Annotated in this window: 19 protein-coding genes; 7 read left to right on the top strand and 12 right to left on the bottom strand. The window is 67.1% G+C overall.

Annotated features, from left to right (window positions below; translation table 11 throughout):
- The first annotated feature begins 65 nt into the window (after positions 1 to 65).
- Positions 66 to 1,775: an IlvD/Edd family dehydratase gene (locus ACYRGX_RS09570; protein WP_473056664.1), complete on the top strand. Its 1,710-nt coding sequence runs from the start codon at positions 66 to 68 to the stop codon at positions 1,773 to 1,775.
- 43 nt (positions 1,776 to 1,818) lie between these two features.
- On the top strand, positions 1,819 to 2,508 hold the full coding sequence (locus ACYRGX_RS09565; protein WP_473056328.1) for a fumarylacetoacetate hydrolase family protein: 690 nt from the start codon (positions 1,819 to 1,821) through the stop codon (positions 2,506 to 2,508).
- Between the two features lie 265 nt (positions 2,509 to 2,773).
- On the opposite strand, the gene ACYRGX_RS09560 is transcribed toward ACYRGX_RS09565, so the two are convergent.
- On the bottom strand, positions 2,774 to 3,682 hold the full coding sequence (locus ACYRGX_RS09560; RefSeq protein ID WP_473056327.1) for a LysR family transcriptional regulator: 909 nt from the start codon (positions 3,680 to 3,682) through the stop codon (positions 2,774 to 2,776).
- Positions 3,683 to 3,813: 131 nt separating this feature from the next.
- Between ACYRGX_RS09560 and ACYRGX_RS09555 the strand changes: the two genes are divergently transcribed.
- A complete protein-coding gene (locus tag ACYRGX_RS09555; RefSeq protein WP_473056326.1) occupies positions 3,814 to 4,215 on the top strand; it encodes a DoxX family protein in 402 nt (133 codons plus the stop codon).
- A gap of 57 nt (positions 4,216 to 4,272) precedes the next feature.
- Positions 4,273 to 4,995, top strand: a complete 723-nt coding sequence (locus ACYRGX_RS09550) for a pirin family protein (protein WP_473056325.1) — start codon at positions 4,273 to 4,275, stop codon at positions 4,993 to 4,995.
- A 47-nt stretch (positions 4,996 to 5,042) separates the two neighbouring features.
- Here ACYRGX_RS09550 and ACYRGX_RS09545 read toward each other — a convergent pair whose 3' ends face one another.
- From ACYRGX_RS09545 to ACYRGX_RS09530, 4 genes are read right to left on the bottom strand one after another with little or no spacing between them, the layout of a single operon-like run.
- Positions 5,043 to 5,795, bottom strand: a complete 753-nt coding sequence (locus tag ACYRGX_RS09545) for an ABC transporter permease (protein WP_473056324.1) — start codon at positions 5,793 to 5,795, stop codon at positions 5,043 to 5,045.
- Positions 5,795 to 6,997: an ABC transporter substrate-binding protein gene (locus ACYRGX_RS09540; RefSeq protein WP_473056323.1), complete on the bottom strand. Its 1,203-nt coding sequence runs from the start codon at positions 6,995 to 6,997 to the stop codon at positions 5,795 to 5,797. Before ACYRGX_RS09540 ends, ACYRGX_RS09545 begins: the two co-directional genes overlap by 1 nt.
- Positions 6,998 to 7,010: 13 nt before the next feature.
- Positions 7,011 to 7,805: an ABC transporter ATP-binding protein gene (locus ACYRGX_RS09535; RefSeq protein WP_473056322.1), complete on the bottom strand. Its 795-nt coding sequence runs from the start codon at positions 7,803 to 7,805 to the stop codon at positions 7,011 to 7,013.
- Positions 7,802 to 8,866, bottom strand: coding sequence for an acyl-CoA dehydrogenase family protein (locus tag ACYRGX_RS09530; RefSeq protein WP_473056321.1), 1,065 nt, complete (start codon positions 8,864 to 8,866; stop codon positions 7,802 to 7,804). The genes ACYRGX_RS09535 and ACYRGX_RS09530 overlap by 4 nt, the downstream gene beginning before the upstream one ends.
- A gap of 218 nt (positions 8,867 to 9,084) precedes the next feature.
- On the opposite strand from ACYRGX_RS09530, the gene ACYRGX_RS09525 reads away from it, so the two are divergent.
- Positions 9,085 to 10,395, top strand: coding sequence for a TAXI family TRAP transporter solute-binding subunit (locus tag ACYRGX_RS09525; protein WP_473056320.1), 1,311 nt, complete (start codon positions 9,085 to 9,087; stop codon positions 10,393 to 10,395).
- 29 nt (positions 10,396 to 10,424) lie between these two features.
- Here ACYRGX_RS09525 and argC read toward each other — a convergent pair whose 3' ends face one another.
- On the bottom strand, positions 10,425 to 11,378 hold the full coding sequence (gene argC, locus ACYRGX_RS09520) for an N-acetyl-gamma-glutamyl-phosphate reductase (RefSeq protein ID WP_473056319.1): 954 nt from the start codon (positions 11,376 to 11,378) through the stop codon (positions 10,425 to 10,427).
- A 195-nt stretch (positions 11,379 to 11,573) separates the two neighbouring features.
- Between argC and ACYRGX_RS09515 the strand changes: the two genes are divergently transcribed.
- Positions 11,574 to 12,248, top strand: coding sequence for an HAD family hydrolase (locus tag ACYRGX_RS09515; protein ID WP_473056318.1), 675 nt, complete (start codon positions 11,574 to 11,576; stop codon positions 12,246 to 12,248).
- 410 nt (positions 12,249 to 12,658) lie between these two features.
- Here the strand turns inward: ACYRGX_RS09515 and ACYRGX_RS09510 are convergent, their stop codons facing one another.
- Positions 12,659 to 13,078, bottom strand: a complete 420-nt coding sequence (locus ACYRGX_RS09510) for an Lrp/AsnC family transcriptional regulator (protein ID WP_473056317.1) — start codon at positions 13,076 to 13,078, stop codon at positions 12,659 to 12,661.
- 122 nt (positions 13,079 to 13,200) lie between these two features.
- Here ACYRGX_RS09510 and yjeH point away from each other — a divergent pair, with 122 nt between their 5' ends.
- Positions 13,201 to 14,454, top strand: coding sequence for an L-methionine/branched-chain amino acid transporter (gene yjeH, locus ACYRGX_RS09505; RefSeq protein WP_473056316.1), 1,254 nt, complete (start codon positions 13,201 to 13,203; stop codon positions 14,452 to 14,454).
- Positions 14,455 to 14,694: 240 nt separating this feature from the next.
- On the opposite strand, the gene ACYRGX_RS09500 is transcribed toward yjeH, so the two are convergent.
- The 5 genes from ACYRGX_RS09500 to ACYRGX_RS09480 all read right to left on the bottom strand — a co-directional run bounded on the left by ACYRGX_RS09500 (position 14,695) and on the right by ACYRGX_RS09480 (position 20,439).
- Entirely contained in the window at positions 14,695 to 16,197 is a 1,503-nt protein-coding gene (locus ACYRGX_RS09500; protein ID WP_473056315.1) for a tripartite tricarboxylate transporter permease, read from the bottom strand.
- An 8-nt stretch (positions 16,198 to 16,205) separates the two neighbouring features.
- Entirely contained in the window at positions 16,206 to 16,652 is a 447-nt protein-coding gene (locus ACYRGX_RS09495) for a tripartite tricarboxylate transporter TctB family protein (RefSeq protein WP_473056314.1), read from the bottom strand.
- Between the two features lie 47 nt (positions 16,653 to 16,699).
- Positions 16,700 to 17,680, bottom strand: a complete 981-nt coding sequence (locus tag ACYRGX_RS09490) for a Bug family tripartite tricarboxylate transporter substrate binding protein (protein ID WP_473056313.1) — start codon at positions 17,678 to 17,680, stop codon at positions 16,700 to 16,702.
- 492 nt (positions 17,681 to 18,172) lie between these two features.
- On the bottom strand, positions 18,173 to 18,961 hold the full coding sequence (locus ACYRGX_RS09485) for an amidohydrolase family protein (protein ID WP_473056312.1): 789 nt from the start codon (positions 18,959 to 18,961) through the stop codon (positions 18,173 to 18,175).
- Positions 18,961 to 20,439: a tripartite tricarboxylate transporter permease gene (locus tag ACYRGX_RS09480; protein ID WP_473056311.1), complete on the bottom strand. Its 1,479-nt coding sequence runs from the start codon at positions 20,437 to 20,439 to the stop codon at positions 18,961 to 18,963. The genes ACYRGX_RS09485 and ACYRGX_RS09480 overlap by 1 nt, the downstream gene beginning before the upstream one ends.
- Between the last annotated feature and the right edge of the window lie 14 nt (positions 20,440 to 20,453).

Raw genomic sequence — 20,453 nt, 5'->3', positions numbered from 1 at the left:
ATCGAGAGGTAACGCCCGTGAACAACAACAAGCACAACGGCAACCACGACGACGCCCCGCGCGGCATGCGCAAGGGACTGACCAACTATGGCGACGCGGAATTCTCACTGTTCCTGCGCAAGGCCTTCATCAAGGGCGCCGGCTACACCGACGATGCCCTGTCGCGGCCCATCGTCGGCATCACCAATACCGGCAGTGGCTTCAACCCCTGCCATGGCAACGCTCCGCAGCTGATCGAGGCGGTCAAGCGCGGCGTGATGCTCGCCGGTGGGCTGCCGGTGGACTTCCCCACCATCTCCATTCACGAGAGCTTCGCGCACCCCAACAGCATGTTCCTGCGCAACCTCATGTCGATGGATACCGAGGAGATGATCCGCGCCCTGCCGATCGACGCCGTGGTCCTCATCGGCGGCTGCGACAAGACCGTGCCGGCCCAGCTGATGGGCGCCGCCAGCGCCGGCGTGCCGGCGATCCAACTGGTCAGCGGCTCGATGCTCACCGGCGCCCATCGCGGCGTGCGCGTCGGCGCCTGCACCGATTGCCGGCGCTTCTGGGGCATGTACCGCGGCGAGGAGATCGACACCCAGGAAATCACCGAGGTCAACGACCAACTGGTCGCCAGCGTCGGCACCTGCTCGGTGATGGGCACCGCCAGCACCATGGCCTGCATCGCCGAGGCGCTGGGTATCATGCTGCCCGGCGGCGCCACTCCACCGGCGGTCACCGCCGCGCGCATCCGCACCGCCGAGCGCACCGGCGCCCAGGCGGTGGCGATGATCGAGGCCGGGCTGACGCCGCAGCGCATCCTCACCGAGAAGGCCTTCGAAAACGCGCTGATGGTGTTGCTGGCGATCGGTGGCTCGACCAACGCCATCATCCACCTCACGGCCATCGCCGGCCGTTGCGGCGTACACATCGACCTGGAGCGCTTCGACCAGTTGGGCCGCGAGATCCCGGTACTGGTCAACCTCAAGCCTTCCGGCACGCACTACATGGAAGACCTGCACAAGGCCGGCGGCCTGGCCCCGGTGCTGCGCGAGCTGCGGCCGTTCCTGCACCTGGATGCGCTGACCGTCACCGGACGCACCCTCGGTGAGGAACTGGACGACATCGCGCCCTTCCCCCAGGACGTGGTGCGACCGCTGGACAACCCCATCTATCCCCAGGGCGGCATCGCCTTCCTGCGCGGAAACATCGCGCCGGGCGGGGCGATCATCAAGCAGTCCGCAGCGAGCCCCGAGCTGATGGAGCACGAGGGGCGCGTGGTGGTCTTCGACGGCCTCGAGGACCTCGCCGAGCGCATCGACGATCCGGACCTGGACGTGCAGGCCGATGACGTCCTGGTGCTCAAGAACATCGGGCCCAAGGGAGCGCCCGGCATGCCCGAGGCCGGCTACATCCCGATCCCACGCAAACTCGCCCGCGCCGGCGTGAAGGACATGGTGCGCATCTCCGACGGCCGCATGAGCGGCACCGCCGCCGGCACCATCATCCTCCACGTCACCCCGGAATCCGCCGAAGGCGGCCCGCTGGCCCTGGTACGCAGCGGCGACCGCCTGCGCCTGAGCGTGCAGCAGCGCAGCCTGCAGTTGCAGGTGAGCGACGAGGAACTGGCGCGGCGCCGCCAGGAACTGCAACTGCCCGAGCCCCGCGAAGGCGACGAGCGCGGCTATCGCAAGCTGTTCCTCGACAGCATCACCCAGGCCGACGACGGCTGCGATTTCGACTTCCTGCGTGGCCGTGGCAGCCGCGCCGTGATCCCGCAATCCAAATGAGACCGCGCGTCCGCCCCGCCGGACGCCCGACCCGGGAGTTTTCATGAGCACCGAATACCTCTTCACCCCGAGCATTCCCAGCCTGGCCATTGCCGGTAGCCCGCAGCGTTTTCCGGTACGCAGGGTCTACTGCGTGGGCCGCAACTACGCCGACCACGCCCGCGAGATGGGCCACGACCCGGACCGCGAGCCGCCGTTCTTCTTCACCAAACACCCCGACAGCCTGCTCGCCGATGGCGGCGAGTTCCCCTACCCGCCGGCCAGCGAAAGCGTGCATCACGAGATCGAACTGGTGGTGGCGATCGGCTGCGGCGGTGTCGACATCCCTGCTGATCGGGCCCTGGAACATGTCTATGGCTATGCCGTGGGCCTGGACATGACGCGCCGCGACCTGCAGGCGCAGGCCAAGAAAATGGGCCGTCCCTGGGCCGTTGCAAAGGCCTTCGACCACGCCGCACCCTGCTCGGCGCTGCGGCCGGCGAGCGAGATCGGCCATCCGCAAACAGGCCGCATCTGGCTGGACATCGACGGCGCACGCCGCCAGGAAGGCGACCTGGGCGAGCAGATCTGGAGCGTCGCCGAGGTCATCGCGCACCTCTCGGCGCTGTTCGCCCTGGAGCCCGGCGACCTGATCATGACCGGCACCCCCGCCGGGGTCGGCGCGGTCGAGCCCGGTCAGCGGCTAGCTGGCGGCATCGAGGGGGTCGGCACGTTGCAGGTCAGCATCACCTAGGGTCTGTTGACGCTTCGTTCGCGAGCCGCGTTGTCGCCAGAAATGGCCTGCGGTTAGGCGTAGGCTGCAAGCCAATGGTTATTCCCTTGGCAAAGCCTGCAACGACAGCGCAGGCCATTTCTGGCACAACCCTTCGGGCCGGTGCCTGCTTTGGCGCGATACGGCGTTGCTCGTCTTGGACTTACCCCGGTAAGCCCTGCGACTCGCGCCTTGTCTCGCGCCAAAGCAGGCACCGGCGCGGCCGTGAACGAAGCGTCAACAGACCCTAGAATCCCTGCGGCACGCCCCGGCTCGGCGCGGCAAAGCTCGAACGCAGGAAGTCGACGAAGGCGTGTACCGCGAGCGAGGTCTGCCGGTGCTGTGGATAGACCGCGTAGACCGCCGCGGGCGGCGGGCAGCAATCCTCCAGAACGCTGACCAACCGCCCCTCGGCGAGGGCTTCGCCGACGATGAAGGTCGGCAGGTAGGCCAGGCCCAGCCCGGCCAGCGCCGCGTCACGCACCAGTTCGCCATTGTTCGCGCGCAGGCGGCCGCTGACCGCCAGGCTTTCCCGCCGGCCCTGCTGCTGGAACACCCACTCCACCTGCTTGCTGTGGCCGTAGAGCACGCAGTCGTGCTCGCGCACCTCGGCGAGGCTGGCGGGCACGCCACGCCGCGCCAGGTAGTCGGGGCTCGCGCATAAGCGAATCTGCACCGCCGTGATGCGCCGGGCGATCAGGCTGGAATCCGCCAGCACGCCGATGCGCACCCCCATGTCATAGCCCTCCCCCACCAGGTCGACGGTACGGTCGCTGAGTTCCATCTCCAGGCGTATCTCCGGGTGCGCCAGCAGAAAGCCCGGCAACAGCGGCCCCAGGTGCAGCGTGCCGAAGGACATCGGCGCGCTGATGCGCAGCAGGCCACGCGGCGAAGCATTCTGCTGGGCGATGGCCTGCTCCGCTTCGTCGATCTGTCGTATCAGTTCGCGCATCTGCTCGAAATACGCCAACCCCAGGTCGGTCGGCCGCAACTTGCGCGTGGTGCGGATCAGCAGGCGCACACCCAGGCGCGCCTCCAGCGCCATCACTCGCTTGCTGACGAACTGCTTGGACAGGCCAAGCTTCTCGGCCGCTGCCGTAAAGCTCTGCGCCTCCAGGGTGGCGATGAAGATACGCATGTCTTCGAGCTGGCTCATTGTCTACCCAATGTTGACGGTTCTACGTCTATCAGATGGTTTTTCCTTCTACTTGGCGACACTAACCTATTTCCACGGTCAGCGAACAACCCGCCGACGATACCTAGCCCATGCCCACGGAGCCTCACCCCATGAACAGCAAATTCATCGACACCACCGCACTCAGCGGCCGAGCCCTGCTCAGCGCCCTGTTTCTGATCAGCGGCTTCAGCAAACTGACCGCCCCGGCCGCCACCAAGGCCTACATCGCCGCCAGCGGCCTGCCGCTGGTCGACCTCGCCTACCTGGGCGCCCTGGTGGTCGAGATCGGTTTCGCCCTGGCCCTGCTGGTCGGCTACCGCACCCGACTGGTCGCGCTGGCGATGGCCGCCTTCACCCTGGTCACGGCGTTCGTCTTCCACGCCAACCTGGGCGACCAGATGCAGTTCATCAACTTCTTCAAGAACGTCTCGATTGCCGGCGGCCTGCTGCAAGTCGCGGCCTTCGGCGCGGGTGCCTTCAGCCTGGATGCACGACGCCAGGCGCAGCACTGAACGACTCACGATCGCTCGGCTGCCTGATCGCGGCCGGGCTTAGCCAGGAGAACCCTCATGCTCGATACCATCAAATCCAGCGCTCGCGGGGTCGCCAACCATGGCTGGCTATCCTCGCGCCACACCTTTTCCTTCGGCCACTACTACAACCCGCGGCAGATCGGCTTTTCCGACCTGCGCGTGATCAACGACGATCGCGTCACTCCGGGGCAAGGCTTCGGCACCCATCCGCACCATGACATGGAGATTTTCTCCTACGTGCTCGAGGGCGCCCTGGAGCACAAGGACAGCATGGGCACCGGCTCGGTAATCGTGCCCGGTGACGTGCAGATCATGAGCGCCGGTAGCGGCGTGGCGCACAGCGAGTTCAACCACTCGCAGCACGAAGGCGTGCATTTTCTGCAGATCTGGATCATCCCGGATCGCATCGGCGTCGAGCCCACCTACCAGCAGCGGCATTTCTCCAACGAGGAAAAACGCGGCAAGCTGGCGCTGATCCTCTCGCCCGACGGGCAGCAGAACTCGCTACGGATTCGCCAGGACGCACGCGTCTATGCCGGACTCTTCGATGGCGAGGAAAGCGCCACGCTGAGCCTGCCCGAACAGCGCTACGCCTACGTACACGTGGTGCGCGGTAGCGTGAGCCTGAACGGTGAGAGCCTCGAGGCAGGCGACGGCGTGCGTCTGCGCGACGTCGGCGAGCTGACCTTCAGCAACGGCGTGGACGCCGAACTGCTGGTGTTCGACCTGCGCCCGCAGGAACTGCCGCAGATGCCCTGACGCCACAGGCCGCCCATCCCAGGATGGGCGGCTTTTTTTTGCGTCACTCAGGCATGCACGACGCGCCGGTACAGCGCACGGGCCGCGGCGTCCAGGCAGAAGCCGAGCACGCCGATCAGCAGCACCACCGCCATCAGTTCCGAGTAGGCCAGACGATCGCGGGTATCGAGGATGAAATAGCCCAGGCCGGCGCTGACGCCGAGCATCTCGCAGGGCACCAGGACGATCCAGAGAATGCCGATCGCCAGGCGTACGCCGGTGAGCACGTGGCCGAGCACGCCGGGCACGATCACGTGGCGCAGGGTCTCCAGGCGCGTCGCCGACAGGCTGCGGGTCAGTTGCAACCAGCGCGGGTCGAGCGCCTTCACCCCGGCGGCGGTGTTGAGCATGATCGGCCATACTGCGGCGAACGCCAGCAGGAAGTAGATCGGCGCATCGCCCACCCCCAGCAACATCACCGCCAACGGCATCCAGGACAGCGGCGAGATCATCCGCAGGAACTGGAAGACCGGCGTGGTCGCCCACTCCACCCGCTGGAAGCTGCCGACCAGCAGACCGGTCGGCACCCCAGCGAACAGCGCCAGGCCGAGGCCGACGGCGATGCGCTTGAGGCTGAGCAGCACGTGTTGCCAGAGATCGCTGCCGCTCAGCAGCTCGCCCAGCGTGCGCAGGGTCGGCAGCGGGGCGAACTGACCCAATAGAGGATCGTCCGCGACCCGCCAGGCGGCCAGCGCCCAGAGGCCGAACAGCGCCAGCAGACCACCCAGGCCAAAGGCCCAGGAAAGCAGGTGTCTGTTCATCAGGCGCCGATCGCTTCACTGCGGCTGTAACCTTCCGGGAATCCGAAGGCACCCAGCCCGCCGACCTTTTCCAGCGCCGCTTTGACGAAGCGGTCGTCGACCAGATCCTGGGCGACGAACTGCGGGTCGAGCCCCGGCAGGAAGGCGTTGTTGCCCTCCATCAGGGTGACCTTGAGCAGCTTCACCAGCTCCTCGGTATAGGTCGGGTAGGGATAGGGCTGGAAGTCGATGCGCTTCTCCTTCCATTCGCCCATGCGCTGCGCCGCGCCGTCGCTGGCGTAGCGCGCCCAGTCGTCGGCCTCCGGCGCCAGCACCCGGCGCAACACCGCCTCGGGAAACGGCATGTACTTCTGCTCGCCTTCCTTGGAGAGGATTTGCGCGGTCTGCTCGCGGTTGTTCTGGCTCCACAGCTGTGCCTCGACCATCGCGTCCACCACCTTCTGCGACCACTCGGGGCGTTCGTTCAGGTCACGCTCGTGCATGTACACCACGCAGCAGGCATGGTCGCGCCACATGTCGCCGGTGAAACGCAGCACGCGGCCGACCTTGAGCGCCTCGCCCTGGGCGTTGAACGGCTCGGCGGCTGTGAAGCCGGCGATGCGCTTGGAGGCCAGCGCTGGGAGCATGTCCGCCGGCGCCATCACCACCAGGTTGACCTCGTTGGCCGCCGGTTTACCGGTCGCGCCCAGGCTCACCGGGGTGAGCCCATTCTCGCGCAGCAAGTACTGCAGCATGACGTTGTGGATGGAGTACCAGAACGGAATGGCGACGTGCTTGCCGGCCAGTTGGCGCGGCTCGAGGATGTCCGGCGAGACGGTGATGGCGGAGCCGCCCACGTGGTTCCAGGCCACCACCTTGGCCGGCGCCTGGCTGCCGTAGCGGGCCCAAACGGTCATCGGCGAGAGCAGGTGGACCACGTTGATCTGCCCCGCGAGGAACGCCTCGATCAACTGCGACCAACTGCGCAGCAGCACCGGTTTCTCCGCCTTCAACCCGTGGGCCTCGAACAGGCCGTTGGCATGCGCCACCAGCAACGGCGTGGCATCGGTGATCGGCAGGTAGCCGATGCGCACCGGCGCATCCGGATCGACCGCGGCGCGCGCCTTCTGCATGGCCAGCAGGGGCGCGGCACCGGCGAGGCTGAACAGCGCACCGAGCTTGAGCAACTCGCGGCGGGAAGGGATCAGGTTATCCAGCTCCATGGGTACTCCGGTATCAGGCGATAATGGGTTCGCGGCTGGCCTGCCGCAGGGTCTTGAGAATTTCGATACGCAGCGCGCCGAGCTCGTCGACCAGCTCTTCACGCGGTTGCGGCAGGTCCACCTGCCAGTGCCCGATCACCCGCCCCGGACGGCCACCCAGCAACAGAATGCGATGGGACAGCAACAGGGCCTCGTCGATGTCGTGGGTGATCAGCAGCGCGGCGGTGTGCCACTGCCCGACCAGGCGCAGCAGCAGACGCTGCATGTCGGCGCGGGTCACCTCGTCGAGGGCGCCGAAGGGCTCGTCGAGCAGCAGCACCTCGGGCTCACGGGCGAGGCAACGGGCCAGCGCGGTGCGCTGCGCCATGCCACCGGATAACGCCGCCGGATAGCGCTCGCGCGCCGCCGAGAGCCCCACCGCTTCGATCGCTTCGTCCACCCGGCGGTGCAGCGCGGCACGCTCGATGCGTGGCTGGCGAGCGAAGTCCAGGCCGAAGGACACGTTCTTCTCCAGACTCAGCCAGGGCAGCAGGCTGGGGTCCTGAAAAGCCACGGCGAGCCGCGGATGCGGTTGCCGAAGCACTTCGCCATGCACGCTGACCGTGCCGCTGGCGGGCGCCTGCAAGCCAGCCAGCACGCGCAGCAAACTCGATTTGCCGACGCCACTGGGGCCGAGGATGCTGACGATCTCGCCGCTGGCCAGGTCCAGCGAGAAGTCTTCAAGCAGTGCGTGCCAGCCATCGGTGGCGGGATAGCCCAGGCACAGCTCGCGTGCCTGCAGCACCTTGGGTGATGCGAGAGAATTCATGGCGTGGCCATCCGTTGTCGCTGCAGCTCGCCCTTGAGCTGCACCAGGCTGGGGGTGATCACCGGAAGAAATGCCGCTTCGCGCCAGCGCCGGGCGAAATCGGCATTGTGCGCGCAGAGGAAGGCGCGTCCGCCGCTGGCCTGTAGTTCCAACTGCAAGGCCTCCTGGGCCAGCTCGACCAGGCGGATGCGCAGCTCGCAGAGCGCCACCGGGTCTGCGCGCAGACTGCCGCTGCGCAGGCCGTCGAGCAGCCGCGTACGGCACGCGCCCAGCTCGGCGTCGGCCGCCTCCAGGGGTTCGCCGAGCACCGCGACGGCACCGCCCATGTTTTCCCGCGCAACCGTCAGGCAGCGCTGCGCCAACCCCAGGGCCAGGGCGCACTGCAAACCGAGGAAATGCGGACGCACGCCCGGCAGGTAGGCCGCTGCCTGCTCGTGCAAGCGCCAGCCGGCATCCAACTGCAGGTCCCGCAGGTCCAGGCGCGCGGTGTGGCTGGCCTGCATGCCGAGCAGTGCGAAGTCTTCCGAGCGCGTCAGTCCTGGGGCATCGTGGGGCAACATCCAGACTTGCGGCGCAGCCCCCTCGACCGCCACCGCGCAGGCGGCGACGAAGCCTTCGCCACGCAGATTGCTGACCCAGGGCAGCACTCCCTGCAACTGCCAGCCGCCGTCTCGCGCCTGCCCGCGCACTTGCAGCGACTCCAGTCCGGAAACCGTTTTCATCGCGTTCGACAACCCCGGTGCGCCGGCCAGGCGCCCGTCGAGCAGTGCAGGCAACAGTCTTTCGCGCAGGGCCGCGTTGGGCGTGTGCAGCAGCAATTCGATGGAAGCCCGCTGGCTCCAGCCGACGAAGGCAGCGGTCAAAGAGTACTCGGCCAGTTCGGCGAGCGCACACAGCGCATCGCCCAGATCGCCGCCCTGACCGCCGAGAGCGGTCGGCACGCCGAGGCCAAGCGAACCATCGGCGACCAACTGCGGCAGCAGTGCTTCGGCCTCCCGCGACTCGCCATCGAGCGACGCGGCATGCTCCTGCAGCCAGTGGTGAAGCGCACGCATCCGCATGGGGTCTCCTTGACGAGGGGGACGGCGACGAGGACGCAGAGGATAACCGTACTGTCGGTCGGGGTGAACGCCAGGTTACCGGAGCGGCCGTCAAAAGCGCCCGTCCGACCCTGCATGCGGCGCCGGACTGCCAGCGACGGCGTCCGCGGATGATCACGCGAGCTGAACGCCTATGCCCTGCTCCGGGTCCGACTTGCAAACGGACAAGAGATCAGGACATGGGACGCCTCAACGACCTCAAGCTGTTCATCAAGGGCCACCTCTGGCTGGTGCCGATCCTCGCGGTGCTCGTCGGTCTGTTCATCTGGGCGCTGGACCCCGCGCCACCCAACCACCTGAGCATGGCCACCGGCTCCCCGGGGGGCGGCTACCAGGCCTTCGGCGAGCGCTTGAAGGCGCGCCTGGCCGAGGACGACATCGAGCTGGACCTGGTGCCCTCGACGGGCTCGCCGGACAACCTGCAGAAGCTGCTCGACCACAAGGTCGAGGTGGCCCTGGTGCAGAGCGGCACCGAGCTGAACCTGGCGCAACGCCAGCGCGACCAGTTGCGCGGGCTGGGCGTGATGTATCGCGAGCCGCTGTGGCTGTTCCATCGCCGCGACACGCCGGTGGGCGAGCTGACCGACCTGCGCGGGCTCAAGGTCGCCCTTGGCGCGCCGGGTAGCGGTACCCTGGCGGTGGTCGAGCGCCTGCTCGGCGCCGCGGGGATACAGCGCGAGCCGGGCTGGGACGAGATGAGCGATGCGGAGGCCAGCCGTCGCCTGCGCGAGGGCGATCTGGATGCAGCCTTCATGGTGGCGCCACCCAATAACAGCCGGGTGGTGGAACTGGCCGCCGATCCGGCGCTGGAGCTGGCTGGTTTGCGCCGCACCGAGGCCTATGCACGGCATTTCAGCTACCTGACGCGGGTCGAGGTGCCCGAGGGCCTGCTCAACCTGCCGAGCAACGCGCCGACCCGCAACCTGGAAGTGCTCAGCCCGATGGCGACCCTGGTGGCCAACGGAGACCTGCATCCGGCGCTGACGCCCTTGCTGCTGGAGGCCGCGCGCGACGTGCTGGCCGACGGCAACCTGCTGGACGAACCCGGTAGTTTTCCCCGCGCGCTACCGATGACCTTCGAGAGCACCACCGAGGCCGAGGCCTACTTCCGCAACGGCCCGCCCTACCTGCAGCGCTACCTGCCGTTCAAGATCGCCTCGCTGGTGGATCGCTGGATCGTCCTGCTGATCCCCTTCATCGCCATCCTGCTGCCGCTGTTCAAATCGGTGTCGCCGATCTATCAATGGCGCATTCGCTCGCGCATCTACCGCTGGTATCGGGACCTGCGCGAGATCGAAGCGAAACTGCACAGCGGCGCCATCCACGGCCAGGAGCAGAGGCACATCGACCACCTGCGCGAGGTGGAAGACGAACTGGCGCAGGTCGAGGTACCGCTCTCCTACTCCCACGAGCTGTACCAACTGCACCTGCACGTGCGCTACATGATCAACCGTCTGGAAAACGCGCAAAATCCGCCAGCGCAGGCCTGAACAGGCCGGCGCTGGCGGCGTGGACGGACTTACAGGCCGCTGGAGAGCCCGGCGGCCTCGTCGGTACCCAGGTGCAGGTTCATGCACTGCACCGCGGCGCCGGCGGCGCCCTTGCCGAGGTTGTCCAGGCGCGCCACCAGCGTCAAGCGCTCGTTGTTGCCGAAGACGAACAGGTCGGCGCGGTTGCTCTCGTTGCAGGCCTGCACGTCGAAGAAGCCAGCGTCCAGGTTGCTCTCGTCCTCCAGCGGCATGACCCGCACGAACTGCTCGCCGGCGTAGTGCGCGGTGAGCGCGGCGTGGATGCGCGCAGCGTCGACCAGTTCAGGCAGCCGCGAAACCTGCAGCGGCACGGTCACCGCCAGCCCCTTGAGGAAGTTGCCGACGATAGGGTTGAACACCGGCGCGGCGAGGATGCCGGTCTGCACGCGCATCTCCGGCAGGTGCTTGTGAGCCTGGCCCATGGCGTACGGGCGCGGGCTGTCCAGGCGTGCGTCACCGCCGGCTTGGTACTGGGCGATCATCTGCTTGCCGCCACCGCTGTAGCCGGTCAGTGAGAAGGCCGAGAGCGGGTAGTCCGGCGGCAGCAGGCCGGCATCCACCAGCGGACGCACCAGCAGGATGAAGGCACTGGCGTGGCAGCCGGGGTTGGCGATGCGCTTGCTGGCACGGATCTTCTCGCGCTGGCCGGGCGCCAGTTCCGGCAGACCGTAGACCCAGTCAGGGTCGGTACGGAAGGCGGTGGAGGCGTCGATCAGGCAGGTGTCCGGGTTGGTCACCAGGCTCGCCGCTTCGCGCGAAGCGGCGTCGGGCAGGCACAGGAAGGCCACGTCGGCGGCGTTGAGCAGGCGCGCGCGCTCGACCGGGTCCTTGCGCTTGGCTTCGTCGATGCGCAGCAGCTCGAGATCGTCGCGTCCGTTCAGATAATCCTGCAGGCGCAGGCCGGTGGTGCCTTCCTGGCCGTCTACGAATACCTTGAACGTCATGCGTGTTTCCTCGTCGATGGGCGATTGAGCGGCGCGTCGGCCGCAGACAGGCGCCCATTGTAACCGCAGGCGGGGCCGGCCCGGAGCCCCCTCGGCGGTCCCCCTCGGCGGGTTGTCGTCGACGCCCATCGCGTGCGACAAAGAGCCCCCGATGTACCGCGGTAGCCCCTAAGGCCTACCCGACCAAGGAACCCCATGGATATCCAGCTTCTGATCTGCGACTGCGACGGTGTGCTCGTCGATAGCGAAATCATCGTCGAGCGTGAGCGCCAACGCCTGCTCGCCGAACATTTTCCCGAGGAGGTCGACGAGGTCGAGCGCCTGCTCGCCGGCACCTTCGGTCTGAAGACCCGCAACATCCTCGCACGCATCGAAGCGCATTTCGGCAGCGCCTTGCCGGCGGGCTTCTGCGAGCACCTGCTGGCCCACATCCGCGCGGCGACCCGAGACCAGGCAGAGCCCATCGCCGGCGTGCGCGATGCGCTGCTGGCGCTCGAATTGCCGCTGGCGGTCGCCTCCAACAGCCAGCGCGACGGTGTCGAGCACGCCCTGCGCCGCGCCGGGCTGGTCGAGCGGGTGAACGCCGGGGTGTTCAGCGCCGACGACGTGGAGCGCCCGAAGCCGGCGCCGGACATCTACCTGCTGGCCGCCGAGCGCAATGGCGTCGATCCGTCGCGCTGCCTGGTGGTCGAGGACAGCGCCACCGGCGCCACCGCCGCGCTGCGCGCGGGCATGCAGGTGATCGGCTTCCTCGGCGCCAGCCACATCCCGCCGGAGCATGCGGAGGTTCTGCAGGAGCTGGGCGTGCATGCGCTGATGGGGCAGATGCAGGAACTGCCTGGATTGGTGAGGCAGTTCGGCGGGGTATAAGCACCTCGCGACAGAGCAATCAAGGGCGCAACCCACCGTTAAGGCGAGCACCCCACTCCCCCTTCAGTAGGCCGTGCGTAGGCATTGCGCAGGGGGACGAGCCGCCAGGACGGCGGCGAGAGGCCTAACGGGCCATGGATGGCCCGTGTAGGCCGGCCCCCGGAGCGATGCCGTAGCACGGGAACCCTGTTCGCGCAGCGGACAGGGCCGGATGAGGGGGTCGCCTTCTCTTTGGTTACTTTCTCTTGGCGAGACAAGAGAAAGTGACTCGCCGTGCAAGGCGAAACCTGTAGTTCCACTCAAGGAAAGCGCGGCGCTCATGCGCCCTGTTCGATGAAGCCTAACGCCTTGAAAGCTCGGTATGCATGGACAAGAGCGACGGTGCTTCCTCGCTGCAAAGATCGCAAACCTCAAAGATCCCAATCGGCCACGACCATGTGCGTCTTCAGGCGCTGCATGCCCGGCAGCGCCTCGATGAAATCACGGATCGCCACCAGCCGCGCCATGCTCGCGGCCTCGACGTAGACCAGCATATCGGTCTCGCCGCTGATCGAGCAGCAGCGACGCACCTCGGGCAACGCACGCAGGCGTTGCACCTGCTCCTCGCAGCGACCGTTGGTGTAGAACAGTTCGAAGAACGCCTTTACCTCACTGCCCGCCGGGTCGGCGACCTGGGCGTGGTAGCCGCGGATGATGCCGCGTGCTTCCAGATGACGTACCCGCTCGGCCACCGCCGAGCGCGACAACGCCACGGCCTCGGCCAGGCGGGTGATGGAGATGCGCGCATCCTCGCGCAACAGGGCGAGGATCTGCTGATCGAACTTGTCCACGAATGCTCTCGATACGTCGATTCGACGGCGTCACCGTCGTTGTGTCGGCGATTGCCGGCAACTTGCTCGCACAGACGGACCTAACATGGCCGCCTCTGTCATAAGGGTTGCGAGCATAGCGCATGAGTCGACTGAAAAAGGAACTGGGGTTGCTGCAAGGCATCGCCCTGCTGGCCACGTCGTTGCTGGGCACGGGTATCTTCGTGGTCCCGGCGCTGGCCGCCAGCCGTGCCGGCGAGGCGTCGCTGTGGGCCTGGCCGGTGTTGATCGGCCTGCTGCTGCCGGTGGCCTTCAGTTTCGCCCAACTGGGCCGCCGCTTTCCCCATGCCGGCGGCGCACCGCACCTGGTCGGACGCGCCTTCGGCGGTCGCTACGAGCGCCTCTGTGCCTGGCTTTTCCTCGGTGTACTGCCGGTCGGACTGCCGGCGGCGCTGCACATCGCCTCCGGATTCTGGCGCGCTCTGGGGCTGGGCGACGACGGAGCGCTGGCAGTGGAGCTGGGCACCCTGCTGGCCCTGGCGCTGCTCGGACAACGTCCGGCGCGGGCCTCCGGCCAGCTACAAGCGGGGATCGCGGTGTGCATCATCGCCGCCGTGGTCGCCATCTGCTGGGCCGGTGGTCTACCGGCCAGCGCCGAGCTGCCGCAGTTGGACGGCGCGGTGCTGAGCAGTCTGCCGGCGAGCCTGGCGCTGCTGTTCTGGTGTTTCGTCGGTATCGAAGCCTTCATTCATCTGGGCGAGGAGTTCCGCCGGCCGCAGCGTGACTTCCCGCTGGCGCTGCTCGGCGGCACCCTGCTCGCCGGCCTGGTGTACTGGGCCTGCTCACTGGCCGTGCTGCATTTCCACAGCTACGGCGATGCCGTGCGCGATGCCGCCTCGCTGCCCAACCTGCTGGCGCTGCTGTTCGGCGAAGGTGCGCGGCCGCTGGCCGCGCTACTCGGCTACCTCGCCTGCTTCGCCAGCATGAACGTCTATATGCAGGGCTTCGCCCGCTTGCTCTGGAGCCTGGCCGACGAAGGCAAGGCGCCGGCCGCGCTGGCGCGCCTCAACCGTCACGATGTCCCTGGGCGGGCGCTCTGGCTGGTGGTCGGCTGCGCCGCCGCGGGCCTGCTCGGTTCGCAACTCCTGGGGCTGCCGCTGGACGCCTTGCTGCGCATGGCCAACGGCAACTTCGTACTCGTCTACCTGCTCGCCATGGCCGCCGGCACGCGCCTGCTGCAGGGCGCCTGGCGCAATCTGGCGGTGCTCGCCACGCTGATCTGCGCCGGCCTGTTTGCGACCCTCGGCAGCCAGGCGCTGTACGCCCTGGCCGTGTGCCTGCTGACGGTGCCGCCATGGTCACGGATACGGCGGCGGCATCTACCTCGGCTCGGCTAGGGCGTTTCGCGCCCGCCGGCTCAGGCGCTACACGCTGCGAATGATCGGAAGCGAGGGCCCAGGCGTTTGCGCGAACGGTCGAGTCCGACGGTCTTCCGACGAGGCCATCGTTTCAACGGAGTCCTCATCTGCAACGGGACGCGCACCCGACAATGCTAGCCGTGCAGGCCCCCCCTACGCCCGGAACGAAGACCGCCGCACCGGATGCCGTCTTCGTTGGTCATGGATGTCCCCCGGCGCTCAAGCCACGACGTTGCGTCGCCGGCGGCGCAGCAGCGGGCGCAAGCCGAGCAGTAGCACCAGCAGCGTTAGACCCAACACCGTGGCGCTGATCGGCCGTTCGAGGAAGGTCATGAAATTGCCGCGCGAAAGCAGCATGGCGCGGCGGAAGTGCTCCTCCATCATCGGCCCCAACACGAAGCCCAGCAGCAGCGGTGCCGCCGGGAAACCGAGCACACGCATGGCGTAGCCAAAGGCGCCAAAGCCCATCACCATCAGCACGTCGAAGGCGCTGTGGTTGACGCTATAGGTACCGATGCAGACGAACATCAGCACTGCCGGGAACAGTAGGTGGTACGGCACCATCAGCAGGCGCACCCAGAGGCCGATCAGCGGCACGTTGAGGATCACCAGCAGCAGGTTGCCAATCCAGAAGCTCATCACCAGTCCCCAGAACAGAGACGGCTGCTCGGTCATCAACTGCGGCCCCGGCGCGATCCCGTGGATCATCAGCGCGCCGAGCATCAGCGCCATGGTCGCGCTGCCGGGGATGCCCAGCGCCAGGGTCGGGATGAAGGCGGTCTGGTCGGCGGCGTTGTTCGCCGATTCCGGCGCGACTATGCCCTCGATCGCGCCCTTGCCGAAGCGCTCTGGCTCCCGCGCCACGCGCCGCTCGGTGGCATAGGCAAGGAACGCCGCGATGGACGGCCCGGTGCCCGGCAGGGTGCCGAAGAACGAACCGATGCTCGAGCCGCGCAGCATCGGCCACCAGGAGCGCTTGAGGTCGTCACGCGTAGGCTTCATTGCCGCCAGGCTCAGGGAGCGTCGGTCGACCTGCTTGCCATCCACCTTGCCGATGCTGGAGATCACCTCGGCCACACCGAACAGGCCCATCGCCAGGGCCACCAGGTTGATGCCGTCGGCCAGATCGAGGATGCCGAAGTCGAAGCGCCGAGTACCGGTGTAGATATCGCTGCCCACGCTGCCGAAGAGAATGCCGAAGGCGACCATGATAAGGCCCTTGATCAGCGAACCACCGGAGATGTTCGAGGCCGCCACCAGCCCCAGCAGCATCAGCGCGAAGTACTCTGCGGAGGAGAAGTTCAGGGCGTAGTGGCTAATGGTCGAGGCCAGACTCATCAGCAGGATGATGCCGAACGAGCCGCCGAAGAACGACGCCACGGTGGTCATCAACAGCGCCACCCCGCCGCGACCCTGCTGCGCCATCGGGTAGCCGTCGAGGCAGGTGACCGCGCTGGAAGGCGTACCTGGCACGTTGAGCAGAATCGACGCGGTGCTGCCACCGTAGCTGGTGCCGTACCAGATGCCGGCGAGCATGATCAGCGCGGCGGTCGGCTCCAGGTGAAAGGTCATCGGGAACAGCATGGAGATCGCCGCCAGCACGCCAATGCCGGGAATCACCCCGAGTAGTGTGCCCATGAACACGCCGACGAAGCAGTACAGCAGGTTGTACCAGGAGAGCGCCGTCTCCAGGCCGATCATCAGATTGTCGAAGAAAGACATCCCGGCACCTATTTGAACAGGTCGAAGTTCATGTCCAGCCCCAGCTGGAAGATCAGATAAGCCAGCAGCGCCAGCGCCAGGGCCAGCAGCAGGGCCTGACGCAGGCGCGTCTTGTGATCGGCGAAGGCCGACAGCAGCACCACGCCGAGCACGGCGGGGATCAGCCCGAAGCGAGTGACCACCAGGGCGAACAGCGCGATGGCCCCGATCACCAGCAGTGCCGGGCGCCACTGCACCGCCGGACGCTCGTCCTCACCGGGACGAAACAGCACGAGCACCGCGAGCAGCAGGCCAAGCGCCGCCAGCGCCACGCCCATGGCTGCCGGGAACATCCCCGGGCCCATCCGCTGGATGCTGCCCAGGTTGTAATGATTGACCGCATAAAGCGTGACCAGCACGCCGAACACGGCGATCAGCAGGCCGCTGGCGGCGTCCTGGTAGTTGCGCAGATTCATGGGAAATCCTCAGCCGGCCAGGGCGCCCGAGCACCCTGGCGCGGGGCTCAGTTGACGGTAGCTCCGGAGACCTTGATGACTTCCCGCCAGCGCACAAGCTCCTTGCCCAGCAGGTCGCGGAAGTAGGCGCTGTCCTCGTTCATCACAGTGCTGCCCTCGGCTTCCATCGCCTTGCGCACCTTGTCCGAGGCCAGCGCCTGGTTGATCACTTGGTTGAGCTGGGCGATGCGCTCCTCGGAAAGCCCCGCCGGGCCGACCACGGCTTTCCAGTCGGCGGTTTCGAAACCGTCGAAGCCACTCTCGGCCACCGTTGGCACCTCAGGCAGGATCGCGCTGCGCTGCGCCGAGGTCACCGCCAGCGGACGCAGGGAGCCGGAGCGGATATGCGGCAGGACGCTGGGCATGCTGCCGATGTAGATGTCGACCACCCCGCCCATCACATCGGTAATGGCCTGGGCGATGCCCGGGTACGGCACATGGGTCAGCTCGATTCCCGCCTGGCTTTCCAGCAGCTCCAGTGACAGGTGCGCGACGGTGCCGGAACCGGGAGTACCGAAGAGCAGCGCTCCCGGTTCGGCCTTGGCCTTGGCGAGGAAGTCCGGCAGGTCCTTGAGCGGCGACTCGCTGCGCGTGACGATCACCATCGGCTGGGTAGAGATCACCGCGATCGGGCTGAAATCCTTCTGCGGATCGTAGGGGATGTCCTTGTACAGGCTGGGGTTGACCGCCAGGTTGGAGGTCTGCCCGATAGCCAGATTGAGGCCGTCTGCCGGCGCCCTGGCCAGTTGCGCCAAGCCAATGTTGCCGCCGGCTCCGGGGCGGTTCTCGACGACGAAGGTCCAACCGGTGCTCTCGCCGATCTGCTGGGTCAGTTGACGCGCGGAAATATCGGTGCCACCGCCGGGGGGGAACGGCACGATGAAGTCGATGTTGCCCTGCGGATAGTCGTCTGCCTGGGCCGGCAAGGTGGCCACGGCCATCGCGAACAGAACGCCTGCGCCAAGTTTTCGGGTGATGTTGCCGATCATGGATTCGATCCTCTTGTTTTTCTTCCTGATCGCCACGCCGCGGGGCGCCGTGGCGGATGTTCTTCGGCTGCCGGTACGCAGCGGCAGCGGACTCCCGCTAGTGCGAAGGGGGCAGCGGATAGCACACCGACGCGAGCGAGCAACGCGTGACCACGAACGGACGATGGAGGGAGCGAGAAACGACGGCGCGGCATGAGGGCGCCCGCCCGGGGATGCTTCGACTCATGGTGCGGACCTTGTTGTTCTGCTTTCACCAGGGGCAGGCTGGAGCCCGCCGCGAATGGTCTCGAGACTAGCCATAACGAAACGACATTTCAATACTGATGCTACAGCCAGACTGAAATTTCTTGTGCCCACCTGAGACGAACACTATTTCGCGCCAAAAAAGCGGATTTCAGCGATACCCTCAGGGCTGGATCGGTAGTCGAAGGCTAGCCCTTCCAAAAAAACGAAATGACATTTCTACAGACTGCGACCACCGGCGCATCCCACTCAAAAGCGGTAGAGCCGCTCGGGGTTGTCCATCAGACAGGCCTGGAACTGTCGGGTGTCGAGCTCACGCGCCAGCAGCGCCAGCATGTCCTGGGAGCGCGGCAGCGGCTCGGAAGTCATCACGTGCGGCCAGTCACTGCCCCATACGCAGCGCTCGGCGTAACGCTCGAGCAGATAGCGCAGCAGTTCGGCGAGGTCGTCGTAACGTCCGGGAACACCACTGACCCGGGCCGGCGAGAGCTTCACCCAGACACGCCCGCTGTCGAGCAGTCGCGACAGCCCGGCGCGGTCCTCGGCGGACTGCGGCGCCACGTGGCCGAAGTGGTCCAGCACCAGCGGCTGGCCGCTCGGTAGCTTCGCCATCAGCGCCTGCAGGGCCTCGTAACGCTGCGGCTCGGTGTTCAGCTCTACGTGCCAGCCCTGCCCCGCCGCACGGGCCGCCAGCCTCGGCAGGCGCGCCAGATCGTTGATCCCCAGGCGCGTGCGGTCCTGCACGCGGATCGCCCGAAAGCCCGCAGCGGCTAGTTCATCCAGGCCCTGGGTGTGTTCGTCGATCATCGCCACGCCGCGCAGCTCGATGCCGGTCGCGCGGCGCATCACCTCGGCCAGGTAGCTGTTATCGGTACCGTCGATGGACGCCTGCACCAGCACCGCACGACGGATGCCGTAGACCATCGCCTCGCGGCGGAAGTCCTCGATGCCCTTGCGGGGTGGCTGATAAGTGGCGTGTTCGTAGGCCCGCTCGGCGGGGAATACGTGGATGTGGCAATCGCAGGGCGGCGCGCTCATCAGTGGACTCCCGGCTGCGCCGCACGGCGCCGACGCAGCGCGACGAAGAGCATGCACGCCGCGCTGATGCCCAGCAGCACCATGGCGATCGGCGAGATATCCAGGCTACCGCCACTGGCCAGCAGTGACTGGCGCAGGCTCTGCTCCAGCGGCTGGCCGAGGATCAGTCCGATCAGCAGCGGTGGCAGCGGGAAGCCGGCGCGCCGCAGGACGCAGCCGACTACCCCGGCAGCGAGCATCACGCCGACGTCGAACAGGTTGTTGTTCACCGAGTAGGCGCCGAACAGCGCGAGGATGGTGATCACGGGATAAAGGTGGCGCGGCTGGATGCGGATCACATGCACCGCACCGCGGAACATCGCCAGGCCAAAGAGAATGCAGGGAATCGACAGCAGGATCAGCGCCTCGAAGATCGCGTAGACCTCCACACCGTGATCGCGGAACAGGAACGGTCCCGGGGTCAGCCCCTGGAGCATGAAGGCACCGAGGATCACCGCGGTCACCGCATCGCCGGGAATACCCAGCGCCAGCATCGGCACAAGCGCCCCGCCGGTGACCGCATTGTTGGCCGCCTCAGGCGCCGCCACGCCTTCCACCTCCCCCTTGCCGAAGGCGTCCTTGCGCGGCGAACGCGAGCGCGCCAGGTTGTAGCTGACGAAGGCCGGCACGGTGGAACCGATACCCGGAAGGATGCCGACGAAGGTGCCAATCAGCGACGACAGCAACAAGGTCGTGCGCATCCGCCACATCGTCAACCAGCCCACATGGCCGCTGGAGACCGGCGCCAGATCGGCACCGGCGGCGGCACTGCGCTGACGGTCGAAGACCTGCTGGAATACCTCGGACATGGCGAACAGGCCGATCAGCACCGGGATCAGTTGCAGGCCGTCCTCGGCGGCGAAACTGCCAAAGGTGAAGCGCGGCAGGCCCTCGATGGGGTCCAGGCCGACGATCCCTGCACAGATACCCACCAGCACCATGATCGCCGAGTCCAGCCGCGAGCCACCGCCGAACAGCACGATGATCGACAGCGCGAAGAACATCAGCGCGGCCATCTGCGCGGGACCGAAGTCCAGCGCGAAGGACGCCAGCGGCTGAGCCAGCAGCATCAGCACCACGCAACTGAACAGGTTGCCGAACACGCTGGCATACAGCGCCACGCGCAGCGCCTCGCCGCCGCGGCCCTGCTTGGCCATGGGGTGGCCGTCGAGCACGGTGGCCGCCGAAGACGGCGTGCCCGGCACGTTGAGCAGGATCGCGGAGATCGAGCCACCGAAGATCGCGCCCTGGTAGACCCCCAGCAGCAGGATGATGCCGGCGATCGGCGACATGCCGAAGGTCACCGGAATCAGCAGGGCAATGGCCATGGTCGGGCCGAGCCCGGGAATGGCGCCGATGACGATTCCCACGGCAACGCCGCAGACCGCCGCCACCAGCACCCAGAAATCGAACAATGCATAGAAGGCATCTAGAAGCATGGGAACTCTCGCAG

The sequence above is a fragment of the Pseudomonas sp. R4-15 genome, from assembly GCF_055768815.1.
This window is presented reverse-complemented; position numbering and strand designations above follow the sequence as displayed.

Bases quoted from the DNA above. Each gene is read 5' to 3' on its own strand.
- ACYRGX_RS09540 (WP_473056323.1), bottom strand. From the start codon at position 6,997: ATGGAGCTGGATAACCTGATCCCTTCCCGCCGCGAGTTGCTCAAGCTC.
- ACYRGX_RS09495 (WP_473056314.1), bottom strand. From the start codon at position 16,652: ATGAATCTGCGCAACTACCAGGACGCCGCCAGCGGCCTGCTGATCGCC.
- ACYRGX_RS09480 (WP_473056311.1), bottom strand. From the start codon at position 20,439: ATGCTTCTAGATGCCTTCTATGCATTGTTCGATTTCTGGGTGCTGGTG.
- ACYRGX_RS09535 (WP_473056322.1), bottom strand. From the start codon at position 7,805: ATGAATTCTCTCGCATCACCCAAGGTGCTGCAGGCACGCGAGCTGTGC.
- ACYRGX_RS09525 (WP_473056320.1), top strand. From the start codon at position 9,085: ATGGGACGCCTCAACGACCTCAAGCTGTTCATCAAGGGCCACCTCTGG.
- ACYRGX_RS09545 (WP_473056324.1), bottom strand. From the start codon at position 5,795: ATGAACAGACACCTGCTTTCCTGGGCCTTTGGCCTGGGTGGTCTGCTG.
- ACYRGX_RS09555 (WP_473056326.1), top strand. From the start codon at position 3,814: ATGAACAGCAAATTCATCGACACCACCGCACTCAGCGGCCGAGCCCTG.
- ACYRGX_RS09560 (WP_473056327.1), bottom strand. From the start codon at position 3,682: ATGAGCCAGCTCGAAGACATGCGTATCTTCATCGCCACCCTGGAGGCG.
- ACYRGX_RS09485 (WP_473056312.1), bottom strand. From the start codon at position 18,961: ATGAGCGCGCCGCCCTGCGATTGCCACATCCACGTATTCCCCGCCGAG.
- ACYRGX_RS09515 (WP_473056318.1), top strand. From the start codon at position 11,574: ATGGATATCCAGCTTCTGATCTGCGACTGCGACGGTGTGCTCGTCGAT.
- ACYRGX_RS09550 (WP_473056325.1), top strand. From the start codon at position 4,273: ATGCTCGATACCATCAAATCCAGCGCTCGCGGGGTCGCCAACCATGGC.
- ACYRGX_RS09530 (WP_473056321.1), bottom strand. From the start codon at position 8,866: ATGCGGATGCGTGCGCTTCACCACTGGCTGCAGGAGCATGCCGCGTCG.
- ACYRGX_RS09490 (WP_473056313.1), bottom strand. From the start codon at position 17,680: ATGATCGGCAACATCACCCGAAAACTTGGCGCAGGCGTTCTGTTCGCG.
- ACYRGX_RS09500 (WP_473056315.1), bottom strand. From the start codon at position 16,197: ATGTCTTTCTTCGACAATCTGATGATCGGCCTGGAGACGGCGCTCTCC.
- argC (WP_473056319.1), bottom strand. From the start codon at position 11,378: ATGACGTTCAAGGTATTCGTAGACGGCCAGGAAGGCACCACCGGCCTG.
- ACYRGX_RS09565 (WP_473056328.1), top strand. From the start codon at position 1,819: ATGAGCACCGAATACCTCTTCACCCCGAGCATTCCCAGCCTGGCCATT.
- ACYRGX_RS09570 (WP_473056664.1), top strand. From the start codon at position 66: ATGCGCAAGGGACTGACCAACTATGGCGACGCGGAATTCTCACTGTTC.
- yjeH (WP_473056316.1), top strand. From the start codon at position 13,201: ATGAGTCGACTGAAAAAGGAACTGGGGTTGCTGCAAGGCATCGCCCTG.